Source organism: Nocardia sichangensis, assembly GCF_047200615.1.
GTDB classification, from domain to species: domain Bacteria; phylum Actinomycetota; class Actinomycetes; order Mycobacteriales; family Mycobacteriaceae; genus Nocardia; species Nocardia sichangensis.
On the sequence record NZ_JBJZOK010000015.1, the window covers coordinates 176262 to 199136 of the forward strand.

Annotated in this window: 26 protein-coding genes; 12 read left to right on the forward strand and 14 right to left on the reverse strand. The window is 68.8% G+C overall.

Translation table 11 applies throughout. The annotated features are described in order from the left end of the window. Positions 1-62: 62 nt before the first annotated feature. Entirely contained in the window at positions 63-218 is a 156-nt protein-coding gene (locus ACL03I_RS21765) for an NUDIX hydrolase (RefSeq protein WP_412806838.1), read from the forward strand. Positions 219-238: 20 nt separating this feature from the next. Here ACL03I_RS21765 and rsgA read toward each other — a convergent pair whose 3' ends face one another. From rsgA to ACL03I_RS21780, 3 genes are all read right to left on the reverse strand, one after another. Then, the gene (rsgA, locus tag ACL03I_RS21770; RefSeq protein ID WP_379254937.1) at positions 239-1120 is read right to left on the reverse strand and encodes a ribosome small subunit-dependent GTPase A; all 882 of its coding nucleotides are present in this window, start codon (positions 1118-1120) and stop codon (positions 239-241) included. A gap of 116 nt (positions 1121-1236) precedes the next feature. Next, on the reverse strand, positions 1237-2529 hold the full coding sequence (gene aroA / locus ACL03I_RS21775; RefSeq protein ID WP_364432447.1) for a 3-phosphoshikimate 1-carboxyvinyltransferase: 1293 nt from the start codon (positions 2527-2529) through the stop codon (positions 1237-1239). Between the two features lie 788 nt (positions 2530-3317). Beyond that, on the reverse strand, positions 3318-4826 hold the full coding sequence (locus ACL03I_RS21780) for an aldehyde dehydrogenase family protein (protein WP_355077108.1): 1509 nt from the start codon (positions 4824-4826) through the stop codon (positions 3318-3320). Positions 4827-4991: 165 nt separating this feature from the next. Between ACL03I_RS21780 and ACL03I_RS21785 the strand changes: the two genes are divergently transcribed. Beyond that, on the forward strand, positions 4992-5771 hold the full coding sequence (locus tag ACL03I_RS21785; RefSeq protein ID WP_355077106.1) for an SOS response-associated peptidase: 780 nt from the start codon (positions 4992-4994) through the stop codon (positions 5769-5771). Between the two features lie 314 nt (positions 5772-6085). Here ACL03I_RS21785 and ACL03I_RS21790 read toward each other — a convergent pair whose 3' ends face one another. After that, positions 6086-6367: a hypothetical protein gene (locus tag ACL03I_RS21790; protein ID WP_412806839.1), complete on the reverse strand. Its 282-nt coding sequence runs from the start codon at positions 6365-6367 to the stop codon at positions 6086-6088. Positions 6368-6457: 90 nt separating this feature from the next. Then, a complete protein-coding gene (gene ybaK, locus ACL03I_RS21795) occupies positions 6458-6952 on the reverse strand; it encodes a Cys-tRNA(Pro) deacylase (protein ID WP_355077102.1) in 495 nt (164 codons plus the stop codon). Positions 6953-7123: 171 nt separating this feature from the next. Here ybaK and ACL03I_RS21800 point away from each other — a divergent pair, with 171 nt between their 5' ends. Next, positions 7124-7882 carry a sigma-70 family RNA polymerase sigma factor gene (locus ACL03I_RS21800; RefSeq protein WP_452495648.1) on the forward strand — a complete coding sequence of 253 codons (759 nt, stop codon included), beginning with the start codon at positions 7124-7126 and terminating at the stop codon, positions 7880-7882. Between the two features lie 20 nt (positions 7883-7902). Continuing rightward, the gene (rsrA, locus tag ACL03I_RS21805; RefSeq protein ID WP_355077366.1) at positions 7903-8169 is read left to right on the forward strand and encodes a mycothiol system anti-sigma-R factor; all 267 of its coding nucleotides are present in this window, start codon (positions 7903-7905) and stop codon (positions 8167-8169) included. Positions 8170-8311: 142 nt separating this feature from the next. Here the strand turns inward: rsrA and ACL03I_RS21810 are convergent, their stop codons facing one another. After that, positions 8312-8386, reverse strand: coding sequence for a 50S ribosomal protein bL37 (locus tag ACL03I_RS21810; RefSeq protein WP_022597109.1), 75 nt, complete (start codon positions 8384-8386; stop codon positions 8312-8314). A gap of 90 nt (positions 8387-8476) precedes the next feature. On the opposite strand from ACL03I_RS21810, the gene ACL03I_RS21815 reads away from it, so the two are divergent. Next, a complete protein-coding gene (locus tag ACL03I_RS21815; protein ID WP_355077100.1) occupies positions 8477-8692 on the forward strand; it encodes a biotin/lipoyl-binding carrier protein in 216 nt (71 codons plus the stop codon). A gap of 22 nt (positions 8693-8714) precedes the next feature. After that, positions 8715-10229, forward strand: coding sequence for a sensor histidine kinase (locus tag ACL03I_RS21820; RefSeq protein WP_355077099.1), 1515 nt, complete (start codon positions 8715-8717; stop codon positions 10227-10229). A 529-nt stretch (positions 10230-10758) separates the two neighbouring features. Here ACL03I_RS21820 and ACL03I_RS21825 read toward each other — a convergent pair. Next, a complete protein-coding gene (locus ACL03I_RS21825) occupies positions 10759-11013 on the reverse strand; it encodes a WhiB family transcriptional regulator (RefSeq protein ID WP_011211115.1) in 255 nt (84 codons plus the stop codon). Positions 11014-11269: 256 nt separating this feature from the next. Beyond that, a complete protein-coding gene (locus tag ACL03I_RS21830) occupies positions 11270-12214 on the reverse strand; it encodes a diacylglycerol/lipid kinase family protein (protein WP_355077097.1) in 945 nt (314 codons plus the stop codon). A gap of 190 nt (positions 12215-12404) precedes the next feature. Here ACL03I_RS21830 and ACL03I_RS21835 point away from each other — a divergent pair, with 190 nt between their 5' ends. Beyond that, positions 12405-12827: a hypothetical protein gene (locus ACL03I_RS21835; protein ID WP_444543667.1), complete on the forward strand. Its 423-nt coding sequence runs from the start codon at positions 12405-12407 to the stop codon at positions 12825-12827. On the opposite strand, the gene ACL03I_RS21840 is transcribed toward ACL03I_RS21835, so the two are convergent. From ACL03I_RS21840 to ACL03I_RS21860, 5 genes are all read right to left on the reverse strand, one after another. Next, positions 12806-13513 carry an endonuclease V gene (locus tag ACL03I_RS21840; protein WP_412806840.1) on the reverse strand — a complete coding sequence of 236 codons (708 nt, stop codon included), beginning with the start codon at positions 13511-13513 and terminating at the stop codon, positions 12806-12808. The two genes, ACL03I_RS21835 and ACL03I_RS21840, sit on opposite strands and share 22 nt — an antisense overlap. A gap of 5 nt (positions 13514-13518) precedes the next feature. After that, positions 13519-14043: a GNAT family N-acetyltransferase gene (locus ACL03I_RS21845; protein WP_397077135.1), complete on the reverse strand. Its 525-nt coding sequence runs from the start codon at positions 14041-14043 to the stop codon at positions 13519-13521. Next, positions 14040-14645, reverse strand: coding sequence for an acid phosphatase (locus tag ACL03I_RS21850; protein ID WP_355077093.1), 606 nt, complete (start codon positions 14643-14645; stop codon positions 14040-14042). Before ACL03I_RS21850 ends, ACL03I_RS21845 begins: the two co-directional genes overlap by 4 nt. Before the next feature lie 277 nt (positions 14646-14922). Continuing rightward, positions 14923-16149 carry an Rv3212 family protein gene (locus ACL03I_RS21855; RefSeq protein WP_364439042.1) on the reverse strand — a complete coding sequence of 409 codons (1227 nt, stop codon included), beginning with the start codon at positions 16147-16149 and terminating at the stop codon, positions 14923-14925. Between the two features lie 27 nt (positions 16150-16176). After that, positions 16177-17928 carry a DEAD/DEAH box helicase gene (locus ACL03I_RS21860; RefSeq protein WP_412806848.1) on the reverse strand — a complete coding sequence of 584 codons (1752 nt, stop codon included), beginning with the start codon at positions 17926-17928 and terminating at the stop codon, positions 16177-16179. Positions 17929-18336: 408 nt separating this feature from the next. Here ACL03I_RS21860 and ACL03I_RS21865 point away from each other — a divergent pair, with 408 nt between their 5' ends. Genes ACL03I_RS21865 through ACL03I_RS21875 form a run of 3 tightly spaced genes read left to right on the forward strand, consistent with a single transcriptional unit; the run spans position 18337 to position 21034 of the window. Further along, a complete protein-coding gene (locus tag ACL03I_RS21865) occupies positions 18337-19194 on the forward strand; it encodes an SCO6745 family protein (RefSeq protein WP_412806841.1) in 858 nt (285 codons plus the stop codon). A 55-nt stretch (positions 19195-19249) separates the two neighbouring features. Then, the gene (locus tag ACL03I_RS21870; protein WP_412806842.1) at positions 19250-20305 is read left to right on the forward strand and encodes an alpha/beta hydrolase; all 1056 of its coding nucleotides are present in this window, start codon (positions 19250-19252) and stop codon (positions 20303-20305) included. A gap of 27 nt (positions 20306-20332) precedes the next feature. Further along, entirely contained in the window at positions 20333-21034 is a 702-nt protein-coding gene (locus ACL03I_RS21875; protein ID WP_355077085.1) for a ferritin-like fold-containing protein, read from the forward strand. A 1-nt stretch (position 21035) separates the two neighbouring features. On the opposite strand, the gene ACL03I_RS21880 is transcribed toward ACL03I_RS21875, so the two are convergent. Then, entirely contained in the window at positions 21036-21875 is an 840-nt protein-coding gene (locus ACL03I_RS21880; RefSeq protein ID WP_364439033.1) for a helix-turn-helix domain-containing protein, read from the reverse strand. Between the two features lie 102 nt (positions 21876-21977). Between ACL03I_RS21880 and ACL03I_RS21885 the strand changes: the two genes are divergently transcribed. Beyond that, positions 21978-22517: a YceI family protein gene (locus tag ACL03I_RS21885; RefSeq protein WP_355077082.1), complete on the forward strand. Its 540-nt coding sequence runs from the start codon at positions 21978-21980 to the stop codon at positions 22515-22517. Positions 22518-22584: 67 nt separating this feature from the next. Beyond that, the gene (locus tag ACL03I_RS21890) at positions 22585-22812 is read left to right on the forward strand and encodes a DUF3107 domain-containing protein (protein WP_355077360.1); all 228 of its coding nucleotides are present in this window, start codon (positions 22585-22587) and stop codon (positions 22810-22812) included. Positions 22813-22875 lie beyond the last annotated feature (63 nt).

A 22875-nucleotide genomic window follows, 5' to 3' on the forward strand; every position in this document is an offset into this window, starting at 1 on the left:
GCGCCTTCGTTGTTTTCCGTATGCCGAAGCGTCTTCGCAAGGGGGATTACCGTCATGTCTGCGTGTTACACCGAACCACACCCGAACGGTGGGCGAGTCAGGAGGACCACGACGGCCTGGCCGCGCCGACGAAGTTGGAGTGCTTCTGGATTCCGCTGACCGCCGCGCATGTGCTGCAAAGTGGGCAGAGCGCGATGATCGGTCGGCTTTTCGACTGAGTCTCGGACGGCCGAGGCGATTACCAGGGATCGTTGGAATTCAGGGCGACCAGCAGGCGGCGGATGGCCGCCACCCGGTGTTCCTTGCCCGGCAATTGGTCCAGCGCGCATTCGGGATCGGCGGGCGGACCGAGATGGGTGCAGCCCCGCGGACAGTCCTCGATGGCGTCGGCGAGGTCGGTGAAGGCGGCGATGACGTCGTCCGGCGTGATGTGCGCCAGGCCGAACGACCGCACGCCCGGCGTGTCGATGACCCAGCCGCCGCCGGGTAGCGGGAGCGCGACCGACTGTGTGGAGGTGTGCTTGCCCTTGCCCACCCCCGATACCTCGCCCACGGCCCGCTCGGCCTCCGGCACAAGGCGATTCACCAGCGTGGACTTGCCCACGCCGGAGTGGCCGATCAGCGCGGTGAGGTGATCGGTGAGCAGATCGAGCACCGGATCGAGCGGATCGTCGATGCCGCCGTAGACGATGGTGAGATCGAGATCGTCGAAAGCGGCGGCGAATTCGGAATCGGCCGCGAGATCGTGTTTGGTCAAGCACAGAACCGGTTGCAGCCCACCGGCGTACGCGGCGACCATGGCGCGTTCCACGAAGCCGGTGCGCGGAGGCGGGTCGGCGAGCGCGACCACGATGAACAGCCGCTCCGCGTTGCCGACCACGATGCGCTCGAACGGATCGGTGTCGTCGGCGGTGCGGCGCAGCACCGTCCGGCGGTCGGCGACCCGGACGATGCGCGCGAGGGTATCCGGTCGCCCGGACAGGTCGCCGACCACGTCCACCTGGTCGCCGACCACGATCGGAGTGCGGCCCAGTTCCCGGGCGCGCATCGCGACGATGCGGCGATCCGGATCGCCGCCGAGCACACATCCCCACCGGCCCCGGTCGACCGAGACCACCATGGCCGGCTCGGCGTCGCTGTGCTGCGGCCGGGTCTTGGTGCGGGGACGGGAGCTACGCCCCGGACGAACCCGGACATCGGATTCGTCGTAGCTGGCCGCGGATCGTCGTCCCCGGCTCAGTGCGCCGCTCCTTCGTCGGATAGCGCGGGCGCGAGCATCTGCTCCCACAAAGCGACGAAGTTCGGCAGCGTCTTGGCCGTGGTCCCGATGTCCTCGATCTCGACGCCGGGCACCCGGAGGCCGAGAATGGCTCCCGCCGTGGCCATCCGGTGATCGGCGTAGGAGTGCCACCTGCCGCCGTGCAGTTCGGTGGGCACGATCTCCAGCCCGTCCTCGGTCTCGGTCACCTTGCCGCCGAGGCGATTGATCTCGGTGGACAGCGCGGCCAGCCGGTCGGTCTCGTGCCCGCGCAGATGGGAGATGCCGCGCAGCACGGACGGAGAGTCGGCCAGCGCGGCCAGCGCGGCGACGGTGGGCGTCAGCTCGCCCACGTCGTGCAGGTCGATATCGATGCCTGCGAGCCGGTCGGGGCCGTGCACGGTGAGCACGCCGTCGAAGATCCGCGCTTCCGCGCCCATCCGCACGAGGATCTCGCGGATGACGTCGCCCGGCTGCGTGGTCAGCCGCGGCCAGTGCGGGATGCTGACCGTGCCGCCCGTGATCGCGGCCGCGGCCAGGAACGGGGTGGCGTTGGACAGGTCCGGCTCGATCTCCCAGTCCACGGCGCGAATCGGCCCGTGCTCCACGGTCCAGGTCTGCGCCTTGAAGCTGTCCGCGGGCGCCTGCACCCGCACGTCGGCGCGGCGCAGCATCTCCACGGTCATCTCGATGTGCGGCATCGAGGGCAGCGCCTTGCCGTCGTGGTGCACCACCAGGCCCTCGTCGAAGCGCGCGGCCGACAGCAGCAGGCCCGAGACGAACTGCGACGACCCGGACGCGTCGATCGTCACGGTGCCGCCGCGCAGCGCGCCCTCGCCGTGCACGGTAAACGGCAGTGCGTCGCCGTCGATATCGGCGCCGAGCGAGCGCAGCGCGTCCAGGATCGTGCGCAGCGGCCGGATCCTGGCCTGTTCGTCACCGTCGAACGCGACATCGCCCGACGCCAGGGCGGCGACCGGCGGCAGGAAGCGCATCACCGTGCCCGCGAGCCCGCAGTCGACCGTGCCGCCGCCCAACGGCGCCGGGGTGACGGTCAACGTGTCGCCCGCGCCCTCGATGTCCGCACCGAGCGCGCGCAGCGCGGCGATCATCAGGTTCGTGTCCCGGCTGCGCAGCGCACCGGTGATGGTGGACGGACCGTCGGCCAGTGCGGCCAGGATGAGCGCCCGGTTCGTGATCGATTTCGATCCGGGCAGGGTCACGGTCGCGTGTACGGGGACCTCGACATGGGGCGCTGGCCAGAAGTTCACTCATCCATCATCACACGGTGCTAGTTTTCCAGCGCTTGCGGCGCTGGGTGTTCGCGGCCCTCTTGTGGCTCGCGTGTGCGCGCCCGCCGCTTGCTCCTTCGTCGCGTACGCGGCGGCCGCGCACACGCGAGCCGGGCCGCGAACGGCGGATGCTCGGTCTCGCTTCGCTCGAAACCGGGAGTTGCGGTGCGCTGGGAGCGTAGGTGTCGGAGCTTGCTATCGAGTGCATGCCGTTTGGTTGTGACCCGGCACCGGCTCAGTCCGACTGCCGCTTGTTCCTTTGTCGCCTGCTGTGCTGGTGTTCGCGGCTGCTTGGTGGCTCGCCGGCACCGATCGGCGGGTGTTCGGTTGCGCTGCGCTCGAAAGACGTGGTTGCGGTGCGCTGGGAGCTTCGGTGTCGACGCTTCACTTACTGGTGCACGGTTTGTAGTGGCTGGTCGTCGGCTCGGCGACCGACGCATGCTATTTGTCGCCTGCGCGGTGGTCACTCGGATGTGGGCGAGGCGGCGAACGGTGCGTGCCAAGTCTCGATCACTCGGACCGGAGTCAGCGATAGTCGTTGCGCGGGAAGAAGTATGCCGGAACGGACACGCGGCGCGTAGCTGTGCCGGTCGAGTGCCCCGGGTTGCGCGGTCAGCCGGGGCCGCGGACGATGCCCGACCGACTTCGTCATAGTGCCTCGCCGTCGCGATTCGCGGCGCGTTCACTGGCGGATTGCCGCTGATCTCACCTACGGCACGGGCCGGGTGCTCGACGAGGTCGAGTGCCCGGCCCGTGCCGTGGGATTCCTACTTGTGCCGTCCGTGCAGGAACGGGACGAGCTTGCGCAGCAGCTTCATCGTGGAGTCGGTGCGGCTGTAGCTCAGCAGCGCCATGCCCGGAACGGTGAAGCGCTGCACCGCGATCGAGTGCGGACGGGTGAACTCGCGCAGACCCGGTTCGCCGTGGATGCGGCCGATGCCGGAATCGCCGACGCCGCCGAAGGGCAGGCCAGGGATGGCGGCGAAGGCGAGCACCGAGTTCACCGAGGTGGCGCCGACGCGCAGCCTGCGCGCGATGTCCAGGCCGTTCTTCTTCGAGTAGACCGCCGAGGACAGGCCGTACTTGGAGTTGTTGGCCAGTTCCACCGCCTCGTCGACGCCGTCGACGGTGCGGATGGTGATGGTCGGGCCGAAGGTCTCCTCGGCCACCGCCTCGGAGTTCTCGTCCACGTCGACCAGTACGACCGGTTCGATGAACGGCGCCTTGACCGACTCGGGGCCGCCGAGCACCGCGGTGCCGCCGTTCTTCAGCGCGTCGTCGATATGGCGGCGCACGATGTCGATCTGGCTCGGCATGGTCATCGGGCCGTAGGCGGCCTTGTCGCCGGAGCCGGGCTTGATGTCGGTGAGGATGCGCTTGACCTCCGCGACGAACTCCTCGCGCACCGAGCGGTCGACGTAGACCCGCTCGACGCCCGCGCAGGTCTGACCGCTGTTGGCGGTGGCGCCCCAAGCGACCGCGTCCGCCGCGGCCTTGATGTCGGCGTCGGCGGCGACGATCACCGCGTCCTTGCCGCCGCACTCCAGCAGCACGGGGGTGAGCCGTTCGGCGGCGGCGGCCATGATCCGCTTACCCGTGGCGGTGGAGCCGGTGAACGCGATCTTGTCGACGTCCGAGCGGACCAGCGCCGCACCCGTGGCGCCATAGCCGTTGATCGTGCTGAACACGCCCTCGGGCAGTTCACGATTGGCTTCGGCGAACGCGTCGGCGAGGAAATTGCCGATGCCGGTGGAGTACTCGCTCGGCTTGAACACGACGGTGTTGCCCGCGGCGAGCGCGTAGGCGATGGAACCGTTCGGTGTGTAGACCGGGTAGTTCCACGGGCCGATCACGCCGACGACGCCGAGCGGGCGCTGCTCGAGCCGGGCGCTGAAGTTCGACATCAGCGCGCCAGGGGAGACCCGCTTGGGGCCGAGCACCTTCTTGGCGTTCTTGGCCGCCCAGGAGATGTGCTCGAGCGCGAGCATCAATTCCAGGAAGGCGTCGTCGAGCGGCTTGCCGTTCTCCGCGTGGATCAGGGCGCAGAATTCCTCCGATTTCTGCACCAGCTTGCTCGACCAGCGCAGCAGATGCGTGCGCCGCTCATCGAAACTCAGCGCGCCCCAGGTGGCGGCCGCTGCGCGAGCCTTGGCGACCGCGGCGGCCACCGCGGCGTCGTCGGCGATGACGTGCGTGCCGATCACCTCGCCTGTCGCCGGATTGACCGACGTCAGTGCCGTGTCGTGATCGGCCGGTTTGGTGTCGGTGGATGTCACAGTGGTTCTCCTCTTGCCGTCTGCGGTCGACGGTCGATGCGCATGTCCGAGTGGACGGGCAGCCCGTCCTCCGATGAGAGAATGCTATGCCACAACTCTCAACAGGTCACCAGCTATGCACCAATTGTCCCCGACGCTGTCGGTGGCGAGTGGGACTATCGGGATATGTGCGGACGATATGCGACCACGACCAATCCCGGCAGGCTCGCGGTGGAGTTGGACGCGCTCGACGAGACCGGCGCGGCCGACGAGAGCTCGTTCACCAATTACAACGTCGCTCCGACGACGCAGGTGCTCACCGTGGTCGAGCGGCACGACCGAGACCACGAAGACGACGACCCGAAACTGCGTATCCGGCGCATGCGCTGGGGCCTGATCCCGGTATGGACCAAAGCGGCCGAGCCCGGTGTACCGGTCAAAGGCAAACCGCTGTTCAACGCCCGCGCCGACAAGGCCGCCACCACGCCGTCCTTCCGTGACGCGGTGAAGTCCCGGCGCTGCCTGGTGCCGATGGACGGCTGGTACGAGTGGGTCGTCGAGCCGAACGGCGAGAAAGGCAAAGCCGCGAAGCATCCCTACTACATGGCCAACGCGGACGGTTCCCGTCTCTACATGGCAGGCCTGTGGTCGGTCTGGCGCGACCGGTCGCAACCGGAGAGCCGACCGCTGCTGTCGTGCACCATCCTCACCACCGACGCGGTCGGCGACCTCACCCGCATCCACGACCGGATGCCGCTACCCATGCCACGGGAACACTGGGACGCGTGGCTGGACCCGGATCACCCGGCCCCGGCGAGCCTGCTGGAGACGCCGTCCGAGGAGACGGTCGCCGCCATCGTGCCCCGACCGGTCCCATCCCTGGTCAACAGCGTGCGCAACAACGGCCCCGAACTGCTCGCCCCGGTGGACGATCAAAAGGAAGCAGGGCAGATCACCCTGCTGTGAGCGCCGGCTGCCCCACCGCCGCCGGCACACGGGGCGTCCCGTGCTGGATCGGCGTGCAATCGGACATCCGCACCGCTTGAATCTCCACCACGAACGAGCGCCCGGGTCCGACAACGGAATGGCTTGCTGCGCCCTGGTGATGGCGGCCGTGGCTCGTCCGCAGTCGGCTCAACGCGTCCGAGCGGCTGCCGCGTTCGCGGCCCGGCTCGTGTCCGAGTGGCCGCCGCGTAGGCGACGAAGGAGCAAGCGGCGGTCACTCGGACACGAGCCATAAAGGGGCCGCGAACACGCAGCGCCGAAGGCGCTGCAAAAAATCACAGACTGCACTTCACGCTGGGTGAAGCGATATTCAAGCCGCACTTGATGATTCCGGCGACCAAGTCGATCAGCTTGGTGGTGACATTGCCGCTCAGCTTCTCGGCTTTCCCGGACTTGTCGTCACTCTTCGAACCCTGGCCGCCGAAGTCGAACACGGAATCGCTGACCTGCGTGATCTGCGGGCTGTCCGGCGCGGCGGCTGCCTCAGGGGCGAGGAGCGTTACCGAACCGAGAGCCAAGACGAGAGCTCCGAACAACGCGACGATCACGGTGCGCACACGCTGCTGCGTAGACATTCGCATCACATCCTCGAGTCGGGTCTATCTGGCCAGTTCAGTAACGCACAGATCGCGGCGATCGTGGCGGAATTACGCGGATGTCACGGGCGCGGTCACCGCGGCGGTCAGCCGGATCAGGTCGGCGGGCGCCAGCTCGATCTCCAGTCCGCGCCGTCCGGCGCTGCACAGCATCCGGTCCCAGGTCAGCGCCGAGTCGTCGATCACGGTTGGCAGCCGTTTGCGCTGACCGAGCGGTGAGATGCCGCCGAGGACGTATCCGGTCGTCTTCTCCGCTCGCGTCTTGTCCGCCATGCTCGCCTTCGGCGCGCCGAGCGCCGCCGCCGCGGCTTTGAGCGACAACGTGTTCGGCACCGGAAGCACGGCCACCGCGAGCGCGCCGGTGGCCAATTCGATGACCAGGGTCTTGAAGATCTGCTCGGCCGCGACTCCGAGTTCGGCGCCCAGCGCGCCGACCGCCTCGGTGCCGTAGGAGTCGGAGCGCGGATCGTGCTTGTAGGCGTGCACGCGATGGGACACCTTCGCCTGGGTCAACGCGCGGATCGCGGGAGTCGAGCCTGCTGCCATGGGCCAAACCCTAACGGCGGCTGTGACCCTGCCCGCAACGGGATTTCCTGCGAATTCGCCGGGAGCCGGTGGCGGGTGGGAACACCGGACGGGTCGCGCATGTTGTAGCCGGTACACCGCGCTCGGAATGATTTCCACCGCGTGAGCAGGCCCTATGGAGACGTGAAGGAGATGCCTGTGCCCGTGCTGCTCGATGACCGCCCGGTAGGGACCGACGTGTCCCCGACCGACGGCGGATTCTCCTTTGATGTGCCGATGCCGGTAGATTTGGCAGGTACGGCGATCGAAGGGACAGGTGTGACGAGCGACGATGACGTGGCGGCCGACGATGTCGCCGCCGTCGACGATGCCGAGCTGGCACAGCGGTTCGAACGGGACGCGCTCCCGCTGCTCGACCAGCTCTACGGCGCCGCGCTGCGCATGACCAGGAACCCGGCGGATGCCGAGGACCTGGTCCAGGAGACCTACGTGAAGGCCTACCAGGGCTTCAAGTCGTTCCGGGAGGGCACCAATCTGCGTGCCTGGCTGTACCGGATCCTGACCAACACCTACATCAACTCCTACCGCAAGAAGCAGCGCCAGCCCGCGCAGTATCCGACCGACGAGATCACCGACTGGCAGCTGGCGGCGACCGCCGAGCACACGTCGCAGGGGCTGCGCTCGGCCGAGGTCGAGGCGCTGGACGCGCTACCGGACGACGACATCAAGGCCGCGTTGCAGGAACTCCCTGAGGAGTTCCGCATGGCGGTGTACTACGCCGACGTCGAGGGTTTTCCGTACAAGGAAATCGCCGACATCATGGGCACTCCCATCGGTACGGTGATGTCCCGGCTGCACCGCGGCCGGAAGCAACTGAAGGGTTTGCTCGCCGATGTCGCGCGCGAGCGTGGATTCAACCGTTCGGGGGAACGCCAGGAGGTCAAGCAGTGAGTACCGAGCGGGACCCCGACATGGAGCTCGACTGCACGGCGGTGCTCGCCGACGTGTGGCTGATGCTGGACGGCGAGTGCGACGACGCGACTCGGGAACGATTGCAGCACCACATGGAGCACTGCAGTCCGTGTATCGAGGCCTACGGCATCGAGGAGAAGGTCAAGAGCCTGCTCAGCCGCAAATGTGGCGGTGATCGCGCGCCCGAGTCGCTGCGTGAGCGCCTGACCATCGAGATCCGCCGGACGACCGTGACCACGGAGACTTCGGTCGAGACCTCCGACTGATGGGTGCCGTCGGACGTAGTCCGTCCTCAGCCTGCGCATGGCCGGAGCGAAGGCGGAGGTACGCATAGCCCGCGAAACGCGAGCGGCACGCCTTCCTGCTGGAAGTGCGTGCCGCTTCGTGCTTGCGGGCCGAGCGTAGCGCTCAGGCGTTGGGCCGCTTGCCGTGGTTGGCCGCGTTCCCCTTGCGGCTACGCTTCTTACGTCCGCGCTTACCCATGAGTAGTCTCCCTTCTGATTGAAGGCCATTCTTTCACGTGTGGTTGGCTGTACCGTCAGCGGATGCAGGCCAACGAGGATATGGGGTGTCATGGCTGAGCAAGTACTCGCCGAGCTGGTGTCGGTCGTCTACCAGGTGGTCGCCGAGGAAGGCGACGAAGTCCAGGAGGGCGACACCCTGGTGATCCTCGAGTCGATGAAAATGGAGATCCCGGTGGTCGCGGAGTCCAGTGGCACGGTGACCTCGATCGGTGTCAAGGAAGGCGACGCGATCAAGGCGGGCCACCTCATCGCGGTCATCTCCTGATCGATTGCGGCGGTAGATCTGCATGGCGACACTGAGCGAGCTGCTGGCCGAGCACACCGACCTACCCGGCGTCGCCGTGGATCATCTGCAGCGCGTGGTGGGCGATTGGCAGTTGCTGTCCGATCTGTCCTTCGCCGATCTGCTGCTGTGGGTCGGTGCGGGACCGGTGACGGACGGCGCGGACATCGTCTGCGTCGCGCAGTGCCGTCCCACCACCGCGCCCACCGTGCACCAGGAGGACCTGGTGGGCACGGTCGCGCTGCGGACCGACCATCCGCAGGTGTTCGAGGCGCTACTCACCGGCGAGACCGTACGAGCCGACAGTGAGGGCGAGGCCTCCGGCGTCTATCACCCGCATCCGGTGCCCGCGGTCCGCGAGGCCATACCGGTGCGCTGCGGCGACGACGTGATCGCGGTGCTGAGCCGGGACACCGATCGGCAACGCTCCCGGGTGCGCAGTCAGCTGGAGAGCGCCTACGTGGCGTGCGCGGACGATCTGTGCCAGATGATCGCCGAAGGCACCTTCCCGACCACCGAGGATCGCGCGGCCACCCATTCCAGCCCGCGCGCGGGAGACGGATTCATCCGGCTCGACACCGAGGGCATCGTCGTCTACGCCAGCCCGAACGCGCTGTCGGCCTACCACCGGATGGGTTTGCAGGCCGACTTGGCAGGCCAGGATCTCGCCGTCACCACCCGTTCGCTGATCACCGACCCGTTCGATGCCCAGGAAGTGGTCGGCGACATCCAAGCCGCCCTGGCCGGGCGGACCGGACGCCGGATGGAGGTGGAGGCGCGCGGAGCCACCGTGCTGCTGCGCACCCTCGTGTTGCGCCCGCACGGTGAGCTGGCCGGCGCCGCGGTGCTCGTCCGCGACGTCACCGAGGTCAAGCGGCGCGATCGCGCGCTGCTGAGCAAGGACGCCACCATCCGGGAGATCCACCACCGGGTCAAGAACAACTTGCAGACCGTCGCCGCGCTGCTGCGCCTGCAGGCCCGCCGCACCGAGAACGAGGAGGCGCAGGTCGCGCTCACCGAATCGGTGCGCAGGGTCACCTCCATCGCCTCGGTGCACGAGATGCTGTCGATGTCGGTGGACGAAGAGGTCGATCTCGATGAGGTCGTGGACCGGCTGCTGCCGATCATGGCCGACGTGGCCACGGTGCACACCACGCGCATCAAGGTGCGCCGCGCCGGTTCGCTCGGCGTCTTCTCCGCCGAACGCGCCACCCCCTTGGTGATGGTGCTCACCGAACTGGTGCAGAACGCCATCGAGCATGCCTTCGACTCGGGCGAAAACGGCACGGTGACAATCCGTTCCGAGCGTTCGGCCCGCTGGCTCGACGTGATCATCAGCGATGACGGCCGCGGTCTGCCGCCCGGGTTCAGTCTGGAGTCCTCCGATCGGCTCGGCCTCCAGATCGTCCGCACCTTGGTGACGGCCGAACTCGGCGGCTCCATCGGCCTGCACCCCGGCGCCGACATCGGTACCGATGCCGTCCTTCGCGTTCCGCTTGGCCGTCGTTCCGGCCGCTGACCAGCGCGTTCGGGCCGTGAGCCGCAGCTCACGAGGATCACCGCGTCAAGTCGCGCTCGGCAGCGCCGCAGTTTCCCATCGCCGCGAGCAGGCGGTGCCGGATCCGTCGCCCGCGCTATCGGTCGTGCCCGCTGCGCGCTGTTGCTCGGAGGTCGCGGAATGGCCGCTTCTCGGGCGCGGTGTGCGGCTTGCGGCACGGTTACTTCCCGAATGTCCGCAACGAGTGGAATGCGAGGTGTCGCACTGATTCGCGACCGTCCCAACCCGATTGGAAACCAACCACTTTCCCACAAGTTCCGCTCGTTCGCGAGTCGAACCGCGGCCCGCGCCGCGCTCTGATCCGCGCTGCCGATATTGCCGTCCGGCGAACCGCATTGGTCGGCTTCCGGATTCGTCGCGAAGCGAGACCGGTCATTTCCAGTTCGCGGACGAGCGTGCAAAAACAACACAGCCCGGCACCTTTGGGTGCCGGGCTGAAATGCGTTACCGGGCCGGGCTGAATGGCCCGGTAAGGCCGGTCGTCTGGAGATCAGACGACGGTGCGGGTGCGGGTGCGCGCGTTGCGACGCTTGAGCGCGCGGCGCTCGTCCTCGCTCATACCACCCCACACGCCGGCGTCTTGTCCGGACTTCAGGGCCCAGGACAGGCAGTCGGCGGTTACGGGGCAGCGAGCGCAGACCAGCTTGGCATCGGCAATCTGCGCGAGCGCCGGACCACTGTTACCCACGGGGAAAAACAGCTCGGGGTCCTCATCGCGACAGATGGCCTTGTGGCGCCAGTCCATTCCTCTGCTCCTTTGCTGGGCGCCGCGCAGGGCGCCGATGGTTTGTGGTTCGTTCACTTGTGCGACTCGAATGTTTCCGCACGGTTGCTTGTGAATGCTTTCACGAACACCGTAGATGTCAATAGGCACGCGGTGCACCGTGGGGAAGCTCACGCTCTGAAGGCCCCCGCTGTGGGGAAGCCTGCCCGGTCCTTTGTACTCGCTCTATCCGGATTTCGCAGCACTAACCGCGATGTTTTTCCCGGTGTTTCGCCGCTCAGCGCGGTCTCGGCGCGACGACGGCCAGGACATCGGGCACGGCAGTGAAATCCACCACGTTGCGCTTCCCGATGAAGTCGCCATCGATTTGCAGGCCGATCGGTTCTTTGGACTCGATTCGTACGGCGGGAACGTCGTCTTCGCGAAATAAATTGCGGGACTTGGGATTCCCGTTGGCCGCCAGGAGCTGGCGCGCGAGCAGGAGCGTCGGGAGGACCGCCATGGAGCGCACCGCAAACACTCCGAGGCCCGTTTCGAACCGGGTGCCGGGGTTGGTGTGCACCGGCGTGGCATTCAGATATGTCCACGGTGTGGTGTTGGTAACGAAGGCGTAATGCACCTCGTCCACGGGCTCTCGGCCGGGAATTTCGACCCGAACGCCGGGTTCCTTGCGTTTTGCCCGGAAGAATTGTCGCACAGTTGTTCGAACATAACGTGCCGGAGTGGCGGCGCGTCCGCGGGCGCGGCTCGCGTCGATCGCCTCGCAGACGTCGGCGTCGAGTCCGACGCCCGCGCTGAAGCAGAACCAGCGGTCGTCGGCCAGCCCGAGACCGATCCGGCGATCGGCGTCCAGCGTGAGCAGGTCGATGAGCTGGTTGGTCGCGGTCACCGGGTCGGGGGAGATGCCGAGCGCCCTGGCGAAGACGTTGGCCGAGCCGCCCGGGATCACACCCAGGCGTGGCAACCACGCTTGACCGTCGTCGAGGACGGGCAGCGGCAGGAAGCCGTTGATGGTCTCGTTGACCGTCCCATCGCCACCGTGCACGACGATCAGGTCCATCTCGTTCGTGGCTGCCCATTGGGCCAGTTCCGCGGCGTGGCCGCGATGCTGGGTATGCGCAACGGTCAGCTGAGTGCGGCTCTCCAACGCGTGCGCGAGTAGGTCCCTGGTCGCCGGTGTGGTCGAGGTGGCATTCGGGTTCACGATCAGCAGCGTCCGCACGATGGCAGCCTAGTTGGCGGCCGACCGGCCCTGGAAAAGCGGCGAGCGATGCGCCGGATGCCGTTGCCCGGCATACGCCAGGACGATGCCGCGGACCAGCGGGGCCGTAGGCTTGCCGCGTGAACGAGCGTCAGCAAGGGAAGCGAGGACACCGTGCGCTGCGGCGCACGACGGAGCCGAGCGAGGCGCGATCGTGAGCGACAAGAGCGCGGCCGCGGGAACGGCGCCGACGACGGTGCGGGCGGCCGGCGGATTGGTGACGCTCGAAGGCGTCGTCGCCGTCGGCTTCGCGATCGTGCTGGTGGTGCGGGGGCTGCTCGGGCACGACCAGTCCGCGACCAGTGGCTACGGCACGGCGGCCTGGTTCGGCATCCTCGGCGGGGCGGTGCTGGCCGCAGGCATCGGGCTCCTGCTGGGAAAACGCTGGGGTCGCGCCATCGCCGTCATCGCGCAGCTGCTGTTGCTCCCGGTCACCTGGTCGCTGCTCACCGACTCGCATCAGCCGGTCTACGGCACGGTGCTCGGGGTGGTCGCGGTCGCCGCGCTGGTGCTGCTGTTCGCGCCGCCGTCCACCCGCTGGATGGCGCAGGACTACGGCGTCGAACCGGAATAGTTCCCGGTGGCCGTGCGCAGCGCCGCGCGGCAGAGGTGGTCGGCGTGCCGGGTGGTCTCCGGTAGCCGGTAGCGCGGGGTCAGTGCCAGCACCTGTGCGCAGGCGGTGTCGAGGTCGATGCGGTGTCCCACGGAGACGAACACCGGCTTGACGCCGGTTCTGGTGCGCAACGCCCGCCCCACCACCGCTCCGCCGATGGTGATGTCGGTGGCCGCGCCGCGTTGCGGGCCCGGTTCGGCGTAATCGCCCCACACCGTCTTCGCCACGCCGATCGTCGGCACGCCGGTGAGCAGTCCGAGATGGCAGGCGAGGCCGAAGCGGCGCGGATGGGCGATTCCCTGGCCGTCGCAGACCAGCAGATCCGGTGCGCTGACGAGCTTTTCGAGCGCGGCGAGAGTGGCCGGGATCTCCCGGAAAGCCAGCAGGCCGGGCACGTACGGGAAATCGGCGACGCCGTGCGCGACCGCGGAGGCGACCGGTCGCAGGGTGCCCGCCGCCAAGACGACGACGGCCGTGGCCACGGCGCCGGTGTCGTCGTAGGCCGAGTCGAGTCCGGCCATCGTGCGGAATCGAGTACCGGGCGGGGTGACCGGAGTGACCAGCGGCCGCAATTCGTCCTGCAGGGCCATGGCCGATTCGACAGTGGTGGGCCAGGACGCGAGATCGAGCGGCGAGAACCAGGACATCCGCGCTACCGCGCGTCGGCGGCCAGCTTGCCGAGCGCGTCGCCGGCCAGCCGATAGCCCAGCCATTCGTCCTGGGCTACGGCGCCGATCGATTCGTAGAAGTCGATCGAGGGCTTGTTCCAGGTCAGCACCGCCCAGGAGACGCGGCTGTAGCCGTGCTCGACCGCTTCCTTCGCCAGGGCTGTGAGCAGGGCCTTGCCGTAGCCCTTGCCCCTGGTCTCCGGCCGGACGTAGAGGTCCTCCAGGTAGATGCCGTGCACGCCGTCCCAGGTGGAGAAGTTGAGGAACCAGATGGCGCAGCCGAGCAGCCTCGACTCGTCCGCCACCACGTGCGCGAACACCTTCGGTTCCGCGCCGAACAGCGCGGAGCGCAGCTGCTCGGCGGTGACCGTGCACTCGTGCCGTGCCTTCTCGTAATCGGCGAGGTCGTAGATGAGGTCGACCAGGCCCGGCACGTCGGACGGGACGGCGCGGCGCAGGACGGCGGCGCCGAGGTCGACGGCGGTGGGGTCGGTGGCGGGTCGGGTCACAGTGACGCTCCGTTGTGTACCAGGTTGTGCGTGCGAATCGTGCGCGCGTCGTGTTCGTAGCCGAGCACGGTCAGCGCGCCGGTCGACATGGCGAATCGGCGGCCCTCCCGGACGTCGAATTCGGCCCAGCGGGCGATCAGCGCGCGGGAGAAGTGGCCGTGCCCCACCAGCACGATATCCCGCTCCGGCAGCGCGGGCGCCACGTCGGCCAGCACCCGGTCGGCGCGCTCGCGCACCTGCTGTGCGGTCTCACCGTCCGGGACCGGGCCCGTCCAGATGGTCCATCCGGGCGCGGACTCGCGGATCTGCGGGGTGGTCAGTCCCTCGTAGGCGCCGTAGTCCCATTCGGCGAGGTCGTCGTCGACCACGGCGCCGGTGAGCCCGGCCAGCTCCGCGGTGCGCATCGCCCGTAGTCGGGGGCTGGTGCGCACCAACGGATTCCGCAATTTCAGCGTGGCGAGCAACTCGCCTGCCGTCCTGGCCTGTTCTTCGCCGCGCTCGGTGAGCGGGAGATCGGTGCGGCCGGTGTGCCGCCGCTGTGTTGACCAGCTGGTCTCGCCGTGCCGAAGCAGCACAACGCGGGCATCGTCGAGTGCGGACATGCCTCCATGATGGTCCACCGTTGATCATGGAGCGGCACGGTGGTCTCCCCGCGACGGTGACGAAGCGGACTACGATCCTGTCGGCCGCTCGATCTCGAGCACTGTCAGCGGCACCGGCCGCGAGACCTCGGCCTGGTAGTTCGCGAGCAACGGATCGCTCGCGGTCACCCATTGCGAGCTCGTTCGTAGTCGGCCCCCGGCCTTCCGCGCCGTGCACCGGCAGGTGGTCGATTGGTGACGTCGGAGCTCAGCGGCACCAATAGATTCGCCGCGTGCCTCAGCCGAAGGCGTGCAATTCTCCGTCGCGCAGTTCCAGCACGGTGCTCCCGATCACGGTGAGCGAGATCGGGTTTCCGGTATAGCCGGGCCGGTCCACCGGAATCCGACCGGTTTCGGTTCCCGTGGCCGGGTCGAGGACGGCGAGCGCGCCGGTGGTCGGCAGCAGCAGTTTGCCCGCCATCAGCGCGGGCGACCCGAGCGCGCCGCCCGCGGTCCACAGCGGGTCGAAAGTGCTGCCGTTCAAAGCGATCACGCTGTTCCCGGTGAAGACCAGATAGGCCGATCCGATGCGCGTGGTCGTGGCCGTCTGGCTCAGCGGCGCCGAAAGCTGATGCACCACAACGGCGTTGCCGTTCCCGTCATAGACGGCCAAGCGAGGCGGTACCGGCTCGGCGCCGGTCGCGGCGGGGAAGTAGAGCACGATGCGGTTGTCGGAGACCGCGAGCACCCGTGCTTCCGTGGAATCCGATCCGGGACCGGTCAATACGTGCGAGCCGAACTCCTCCGGCACCGTGTTGTCCTTGGGAGCCGGGTTGAGCACCGTCAGCCGCTCGGCCGGGTCGGTGGGGCAGCGTTCCAGCACGGCGAGCCGAGACGGACTGGAACCCGACGACAGCAGCGTGCACCCTTTGCGCGGCTGCGTCCTGACGTTCACCGGGGCGTCGACGAAGCCGTACTCCACGGTGCGCACCAGATCCGAACGCCACATCTCCAGCCGCTGCGGCCCCTGCGCCAACAGGTAGGTGCCGTCGGCCGACAGCCGCACCTCCCGGTCCATGTAGCTGCTGCGCGCGGTGCGGCGGGCGCCGCTGTCGCCGGCCAGCATGGTGGCCTGGCTGCAGCCGCGCTCGTCGCGGTAGACCGCGATCACCATGCCGTACTGGCCCTCGACCCCGCACAGCGGCAAGTCGCGCCGGTACTTCCAGAGCTGATCGCCGGTGCGTGGGTCGCGGCCGGTGACCGTGTCGTCGTCGCCGGTCACCGCGACCCCACCGGACACCAGCGCCCGCGTGATCGCACGGTCGGGCGCGTGCCACACCTCACGCAGCGCGGTCGGCAGCTGATCGGCCGCGACCGGGGTCGGCACCGTGGAGGACGCGGTCACCGATTCGGTGCCGTGTGCGTCGCCGCGCACCCACACCACGGCTGCCGCGATCACGACGAGAACCGCGATCGCGACTGCGGAGATGATATCGGCGCGCGTCCGCCGCTCGGGTGCGAGCACGAATGCGAGACTAGCCGATCCGGGCGGTCAGGCCGACGCGGCGGCCGCGGGCTCGGCCGCGCTCCCGGCGTCCTCCGCCGCGACGTCTCCTTCGCTCGACCGACGCCGCCTGCGCCTGCGGCGAGCGGGACGGTCGGTCGTGTCGGTCCCCTCGGCGGCGCCGTGGTCGTCCGAGGCCTCTGGGCTCGACTCGTCGGTGGCGGCGCTGTCGGTGGTGTCGCCGGTCGCCTTGCGCCGCCTGCGCCTGCGGCGGGCGGGCTTGTCGGCCGCGTCGGCCTCGGGGGCTTCCTGCTCCGTGTCGATGACCTCGTCGTCCACGGCGGAGTCGGTGTCGGCCGAATCGGTGACGTTCGGTGCGCCGTCGATCGGCTTACCGCCGCGGGTGCGCTTGCGGTTGCGCTTGCGCGGGGCGCGGGCCTGGCGTTCGACCACCACCGCGTCCGGGTCGCGTTCCGGCTTCGGCTTGCGGATCACACCGGTGATGCCCTCGGGAATGCCGAGGTCGGTGTACAGGTGCGGCGAGCGCGAGTAGGTCTCGACCGGCTCGGGGATGCCGAGGCCGAGCGCGCCGTCGATCGCCGACCAGCGGTTGAGCTCGTCCCAGTCGATCAGCGTCACCGCGACGCCGGTGCGCCCGGCGCGGCCGGTGCGCCCGATCCGGTGCACGTAGGTTTTCTCGTCCTCCGGGCACTGGTAGTTGATGACGTGCGTGACGTCATCGATATCGATGCCGCGCGCCGCGACGTCGGTCGCCACCAGCACGTCGATGGTGCCCTTGCGGAACTTGGTCAGCGCCTTCTCCCGGGCGATCTGCCCCAGGTCGCCGTGTACCGCGCCGACCGCGAACCCGCGCTCGGCCAGTTCGTCGGCCACCTTCTGCGCCGTGCGCTTGGTGCGCGTGAAGATCATCGTCGCGCCGCGGCTCTCGGCCTGCAGGATCCGCGCGATCAACTCGCCCTTGTCCAGGGCGTGCGCGCGGTAGACGAACTGCGCGGTGCGGTCGTGCACCGCCGAGTCGTGCGGCTCCTCGGCCCGGATGTGCGTCGGCCGGGTCAGGAAGGTGCGCGCCAGGGTGATGATCGGCCCGGGCATGGTCGCGGAGAACAGCATGGTCTGGCGCTTGTCCGGGACCATGCCGAGAATGCGCTCGATATCCGGGAGGAAGCCCAGGTCGAGCATCTCGTCGGCCTCGTCGAGCACCAGCACGCCGATCTTGCCGAGGATCAGGTGCTGCTGGTCGGCGAGGTCCAGTAGTCGGCCCGGCGTGCCGACCACCACGTCGACGCCCGCGCGCAGCGCCGCGATCTGCGCCTCGTAGGGGCGGCCGCCGTAGATCGACGCCACGCGCAGCGGCCCCTGATGGTTGGTCAGGTACTTGCTCGCGTTCTCCAGGTCCTGGGTGACCTGGATGCACAGCTCGCGCGTCGGCACGATGACCAGCGCGCGCGGCGTGCCGTCCAGCGGCGTCGTGCCGGATTCCGCGGTGGCGATCCGGTGCAGCAGCGGCACGCCGAATCCGAAGGTTTTACCCATGCCGGTGCGGGCTTGACCGATGAGATCTTCTCCCGCGAGCGCCAGCGGAAGGGTCAGTTCTTGAATGGCGAAAGTACGTTCGATTCCGATCTCGCCGAGTGCGCGGACGATTTCCGCGCGCACGCCCAATTCGGCGAAAGTCGGGGCGGTATGCGTTGCGTCCAGTTCGGCCGTCAACAGGGTCTCCGCCAGACCTGGTTCCTGATCGACTGTGATCTTGCTCAGGGTTCGTGCCTTCCTCGTAATCACGTCCCGCGCGCACGAGGTGGGGCGGACCGGGCGGTCCACGACGACCACGACTCCGCAGGCGATACTTCACCCGGCCACGCTCCGGATGCCGGGCGCCTGCCACAAAAGCGGCGGCTACCTCGCAAAACATCGGCGCGGCGCACTGGTGACGCGGATTGGTGCGCGCACATTTTCCTGTCCAACGAAAACTTCGCACTCGAAACCGGTCGGCAGTCGCAGCGGCGTTCCCGCGGTGTGCGTGAGCGCGACGTCCGGCGACTCTGTCGAGCGAAACTTTCCGTTGTCCGCCGCGATTGTAGCGTGATATTGTGCCGCGTTCGAATTGCCACCACGGCGCGCTATCGAAAATGCTGCGGACCCGCAGCGCGCTTTCGCCGTGCAGGGCGCCCACGTACGCTGCGCCACATGGGAATTCATCCTGCGCGGCAAATCTGGGCGACGCTCGAACCACTACACGATGTCGTCTATTTCGGCGCCGGCGTCAAGGAGGCGGGCGTCGGGGTCGGATTGCGTGGCTACTGGCAGACATACTTCGCTTTCCGCGCCGCGCCGCTGGGCGCGGTGATGCCCGCTGCCGTGCAGGCGGCTTTCGCCGGATTCCACCCCGGCATGGTCCGTCGCGCGCTGCCGGAGGCGTGGGAGCGGGCGACGCCGCAACGCTGCCTGGCCGCTCGGCTCGAGCTGGCCACCGATCTGCTGCGCGGCGTCGGCGCGGGTGACGCGGTGTCGGCTCGCGCGGTCGAGCTGCTGGCGCCGGTGCAGCGTGCCGCCGATCCGACGGGGCGGGCGCTGTTCGCCGCGAACGCGGCCTTGCCGCTGCCCGCCGACCCGGTGGCCGCGCTGTGGCAGCTGGCCACCTCCCTGCGTGAGCATCGCGGCGACGGCCATGTCGCGGCCCTGGTCACGCACGGTCTCAGCGGACGCCATGCGCTGGTCGTGCAGGTTGCCGCGGGCAAGGCGCCCGAATCGGTGATGCGGCCCGCGCGCGGGGTGTCGGAGGCGGAATGGGCGGACGCTTTCGACGAGCTGCGGGCCCGTGGGCTGGTCGCGGGGGAGCCGGTCACTCCGACTCTCACCGGCAGCGGCGCGGAACTGCTGGCCGCGGTAGAGGCCGAGACCGACGAAGCGGCGTGGACCGGTGCGCTCGCGGTGTTGTCGGCCGACGCGATCACCGAGCTGGCCACCTCGCTCGCGCCGCTGGTGCGCAGCGTGCAGGAGTCGGTGGTTCCGCCGCTCAACCCCGTCGGCATGGGGCCGCGGTAGCGCGGCGGGCAGTTGCCTGTTACCGGCGGTACCGATATGTGAGACTCTCTTCGCTGTGAGCCTTGCCGACACTGTCACCATCGCCGCGCGCAACGCCTGGGCGCTGACCTTCGGCTCCGGCATCGAGGCGCCGGACCCGACCCCCGCGACGATCCTGTGGGACCAGCCGCACCGGCAACTGCGGCGGTTCGAGCGCGCGGAGGGGGATGCGGCGGAAGCGGATTCGGCCGTCCTGCTGGTCCCGCCGCTCGCCGCGCCCGCCACCTGTTTCGATCTGCGGCCCGACCAGAGCCTGGCGCGCTTCCTGCTGGAGATCGGCCGCAGCCCCTACGTCGTCGACTACGGCGAGATCACCTTCGCCGACCGGCGCATGGGCTTCGAGGACTGGATCGACGACATCCTGCCCGAGGCGGTGCTGCGGACCAGCGCCGACCGCGACGGGCGCGCGGTGGATCTGGTGGGCTGGTCGCTCGGCGGCACGCTGGCATTGCTGACCGCCGCGGCGCACGCCGAACTGCCCATCCGGTCCGTCACGGCCGTCGGCTCGCCGCTGGACTACGACCGGATGACCGGCGTGCCGCAGCTGCGCGCGGTCGCGAAACTCACCGGTGGCCGCGGCGCCTCTACCGTCATCCGCGCGGCCGGTGGCGTTCCTGCGACACTGACTCGAATCGGCTACAAGGTCACCGCCTGGGATCGTGAGCTGACCCGGCCATGGTTCGTCGCGAGCAATATCGCGCGTACCGAGGCGCTGGCGAAGATGGAGACGATCGATCGGTTCATGGCCGAGATGCCCGGTTATCCGGGGCGTTTCTACGGTCAGCTGTGGGGCCGGTTCATCCTGAACAACGACATCGGTCGCGGTGTCGTCCGGCTCGGCGAGCGCCGGATCGAGCTGGCGAACGTGACCGCGCCGGTGCTGCTCGTCGGTGGGCCGTCCGACGTGATCGCCCCGGCTCCCGCCGTCGAGGGAGGTGTGCACCTGCTCACGGGATCGGCCATGGTCCGTTACGAGACCGCGCCCGGCAGCCACCTCGGTATCCTGGCCGCGCCGACCGCACGTGACACGACATGGAGTTACCTCGAGAAGTTCCTTGCCGAGACCTCCTGAGTCGCGGTGAGTATTACGCTGGGGCGCATGGGAGCACAGTCACCTGCCGCGTTAGGTGTTTCGTCGACCGACCCAGCAAGCCTTTCCATCCCCGCGAGCCATCCCGGCGTGACCGACCTGTTCGCGGTGCTCGCCTACGGCGAGATATCCGCGTTCTACCGGCTGACCGAGGAGGCCAAGCTGTCGCCGTCGCTGCGGGGCAAGGTGGCGGTCGCGAAGATGGCCGCGGCCGAGATGGAGCATTTCAAGACGCTGGAGTCCGCGCTGGCCGCGCGCGGCGCAGGCGTCTTCGACGCGATGGCGCCGTTCGTGCGCGCGCTGGACGACTACCACGCGTCCACCGACCCGTCGACGTGGCTCGAGTCGATGGTGAAGTTCTACGTCGGTGACGGCATCGCCGCGGACTTCTACACCGAGATCGCGGGCGCGCTGACCCCCGACGTCGCCGCGGTGGTCCGCGATGTGCTCGCCGAGACCAGGCATTCCGAGTTCGTCGTAGAGGAGGTACGCCGGGCGGTCACCGAGAGCCGCTCCGAGCGCGACCGGCTCACGCTGTGGGGCAGGCGGCTGCTCGGTGAGGCGATCACCCAGGCGCAGTTCGTCATGGCGCAGCGCGACGAGCTGACGGATCTGGTGCTCACCGCCACCGGCGATCTCAACGGCATCGCCGCGTTGTTCGAGCGGATGCAGGACAGCCACGCCGAACGCATGGCGGTTCTCGGCATCTGAGCTATTCGTTCGCCGCGCGGTTGGGCACCAGCCGCAAACCGGGCGCGTGGATGCTCGCCCGGTCGATCAGCCAGACCACGACGCTCTGGTCCTTGCGGTCGGCTTCCAGCATCTCGAACGGGACCTCGACCATGCCGTGTACGGGATGGTCGAGGTGCAGCGTGCCGGAGCCGGGCGCGCCGACCCGATGCGGCTTCCAGCGGCCGGCGAAATCGGGGAGTCCGCGCAGCGCCTCGATCGTCTCGAGCAGCGCCGCATCGCCGGGCCAATGGAGTTTGGCGCGGCAGAGGGCGGCGGTGAAGGTGTCGGCGGCTTCCTCCCAGTTGCGCAGGACGCGCCGCGCGGCGGGATGCACGAAGGTGTACCAGGCGAGATTGGGCTGATCCGGTCCGTCCAGCAGGCCCAGCGGCGCGACGAAATCGGCCCACGCCTGGTTCCAGCCCAGCACGTTCAGTCTGCGGCCGACCACGAAGGCCGGTGTCGGCTGCAACGCGTGCAGGATCGTCTCGATCGTCGGAGCCACCTGCTCCGCGGCGGATTCGCTCCCGGGGCAACGGGTTTCATTGCCGGAGGTCATCGCGAGCATGCCGAAGTACTGGCGGTCGTCGCCGCGCAGCAGCAGCGCGTCGGCCAACGCGTCGATCACCGCGAGCGACGGATTGGTGTCGCGGCCCTGCTCCAGCCGGGCCAGGTAGTCGGCGCTGACGCCCGCGCGCACCGCGACCTCCTCGCGACGTAGCCCGGGTGTCCGGCGCCGGCCGCCCTCGGGCAAGCCGACATCCGACGGCCGCAGTTCGGCGCGCCGGGCGATGAGGAACTCCGCGAATCCGTTGCTTGCCATAGATCCCATCGTGCCCGGTCCGAGGACGGTTATCCGCGCCCTGTCAGGTCCAGGATAACGGCGGTCTGGCTACCGGACCGCGGTCCGGTCATTGTCGGAAGCATGACATCTACCTCGGAATCCACCACGCTGAAAACCGGTTCGTGGGCACTCGACGCCGCGCACTCCTCGGTCGCCTTCACCATTCGCCATCTCGGCATCTCCAAGGTCCGTGGCGGATTCAACCGGTTCGAGACCGAATTCGTGGTCGACGAATCGGGCGCGGCCACCGTCGGCGCGACGATCTACCTCGACTCCTTCGACACCGGAAACGCCGACCGGGACGCGCACATCCGCACCGCCGATTTCCTCGACGTCGCCAATCGCCCCACGCTGACCTTCCGCGCCGACCATCCCGTGGTCGTAGCCGAGACCTTCGAGGTCGAGGGGCAGGCCACGCTCGGCGCGATCACCAAGCCGGTCACGCTGGAGGTCGAGTGGGGCGGTGTGCAGGACTTCGGTCCCACCGGCGACCGGCACGCGGGTTTCTCCGCCACCGGCACCATCAAGCGCACCGACTTCGGCGTCGGTGGAGCTCTGCCCGGCATGCTGAGCGACACGGTCAAGATCGAACTGGAGATCCAGCTCGTCGAGCCCAAGTGAGCGCCCCCGGCGGCCCGCACTAGCCTTGGAACCGACAGCACAGGACTCTCAGGTTCGGAGGTTGGCCGTGGAGGTCAAGATCGGTATTTCGGATAGCCCGCGCGAGCTGGTGATCAGCAGCGCGCAGACCCAGGAAGAGGTCGAGGCGCTGGTGTCCGGTGCGCTCGGCGGCGACGATGGCGTCCTGACGCTCACCGACGAGAAGGGCCGCAAGTTCCTGATCCAGGCTTCGAAGGTCGCCTACGTCGAGATCGGCTCGACCACCGGCGGCCGCGTCGGTTTCGCCGCCGTCTGACTCCCGGCTTCCCGCCGAAACGCAGCGAGCCCCTGCCCCCGATCGGTCGGGGGCAGGGGCTCG

What these genes read in the sequence shown, in the direction of transcription:
- rsgA (WP_379254937.1), bottom strand. Translation starts at nt 1,120, where the DNA reads ATGGTGGTCTCGGTCGACCGGGGCCGGTGGGGATGTGTGCTCGGCGGC.
- ACL03I_RS21785 (WP_355077106.1), top strand. Translation starts at nt 4,992, where the DNA reads ATGTGCGGACGATATGCGACCACGACCAATCCCGGCAGGCTCGCGGTG.
- ybaK (WP_355077102.1), bottom strand. Translation starts at nt 6,952, where the DNA reads ATGGCAGCAGGCTCGACTCCCGCGATCCGCGCGTTGACCCAGGCGAAG.
- ACL03I_RS21800 (WP_452495648.1), top strand. Translation starts at nt 7,124, where the DNA reads ATGCCTGTGCCCGTGCTGCTCGATGACCGCCCGGTAGGGACCGACGTG.
- rsrA (WP_355077366.1), top strand. Translation starts at nt 7,903, where the DNA reads ATGGAGCTCGACTGCACGGCGGTGCTCGCCGACGTGTGGCTGATGCTG.
- ACL03I_RS21815 (WP_355077100.1), top strand. Translation starts at nt 8,477, where the DNA reads ATGGCTGAGCAAGTACTCGCCGAGCTGGTGTCGGTCGTCTACCAGGTG.
- ACL03I_RS21820 (WP_355077099.1), top strand. Translation starts at nt 8,715, where the DNA reads ATGGCGACACTGAGCGAGCTGCTGGCCGAGCACACCGACCTACCCGGC.
- ACL03I_RS21825 (WP_011211115.1), bottom strand. Translation starts at nt 11,013, where the DNA reads ATGGACTGGCGCCACAAGGCCATCTGTCGCGATGAGGACCCCGAGCTG.
- ACL03I_RS21840 (WP_412806840.1), bottom strand. Translation starts at nt 13,513, where the DNA reads ATGTCCTGGTTCTCGCCGCTCGATCTCGCGTCCTGGCCCACCACTGTC.
- ACL03I_RS21850 (WP_355077093.1), bottom strand. Translation starts at nt 14,645, where the DNA reads ATGTCCGCACTCGACGATGCCCGCGTTGTGCTGCTTCGGCACGGCGAG.
- ACL03I_RS21865 (WP_412806841.1), top strand. Translation starts at nt 18,337, where the DNA reads ATGGGAATTCATCCTGCGCGGCAAATCTGGGCGACGCTCGAACCACTA.
- ACL03I_RS21875 (WP_355077085.1), top strand. Translation starts at nt 20,333, where the DNA reads ATGGGAGCACAGTCACCTGCCGCGTTAGGTGTTTCGTCGACCGACCCA.
- ACL03I_RS21880 (WP_364439033.1), bottom strand. Translation starts at nt 21,875, where the DNA reads ATGGCAAGCAACGGATTCGCGGAGTTCCTCATCGCCCGGCGCGCCGAA.
- ACL03I_RS21885 (WP_355077082.1), top strand. Translation starts at nt 21,978, where the DNA reads ATGACATCTACCTCGGAATCCACCACGCTGAAAACCGGTTCGTGGGCA.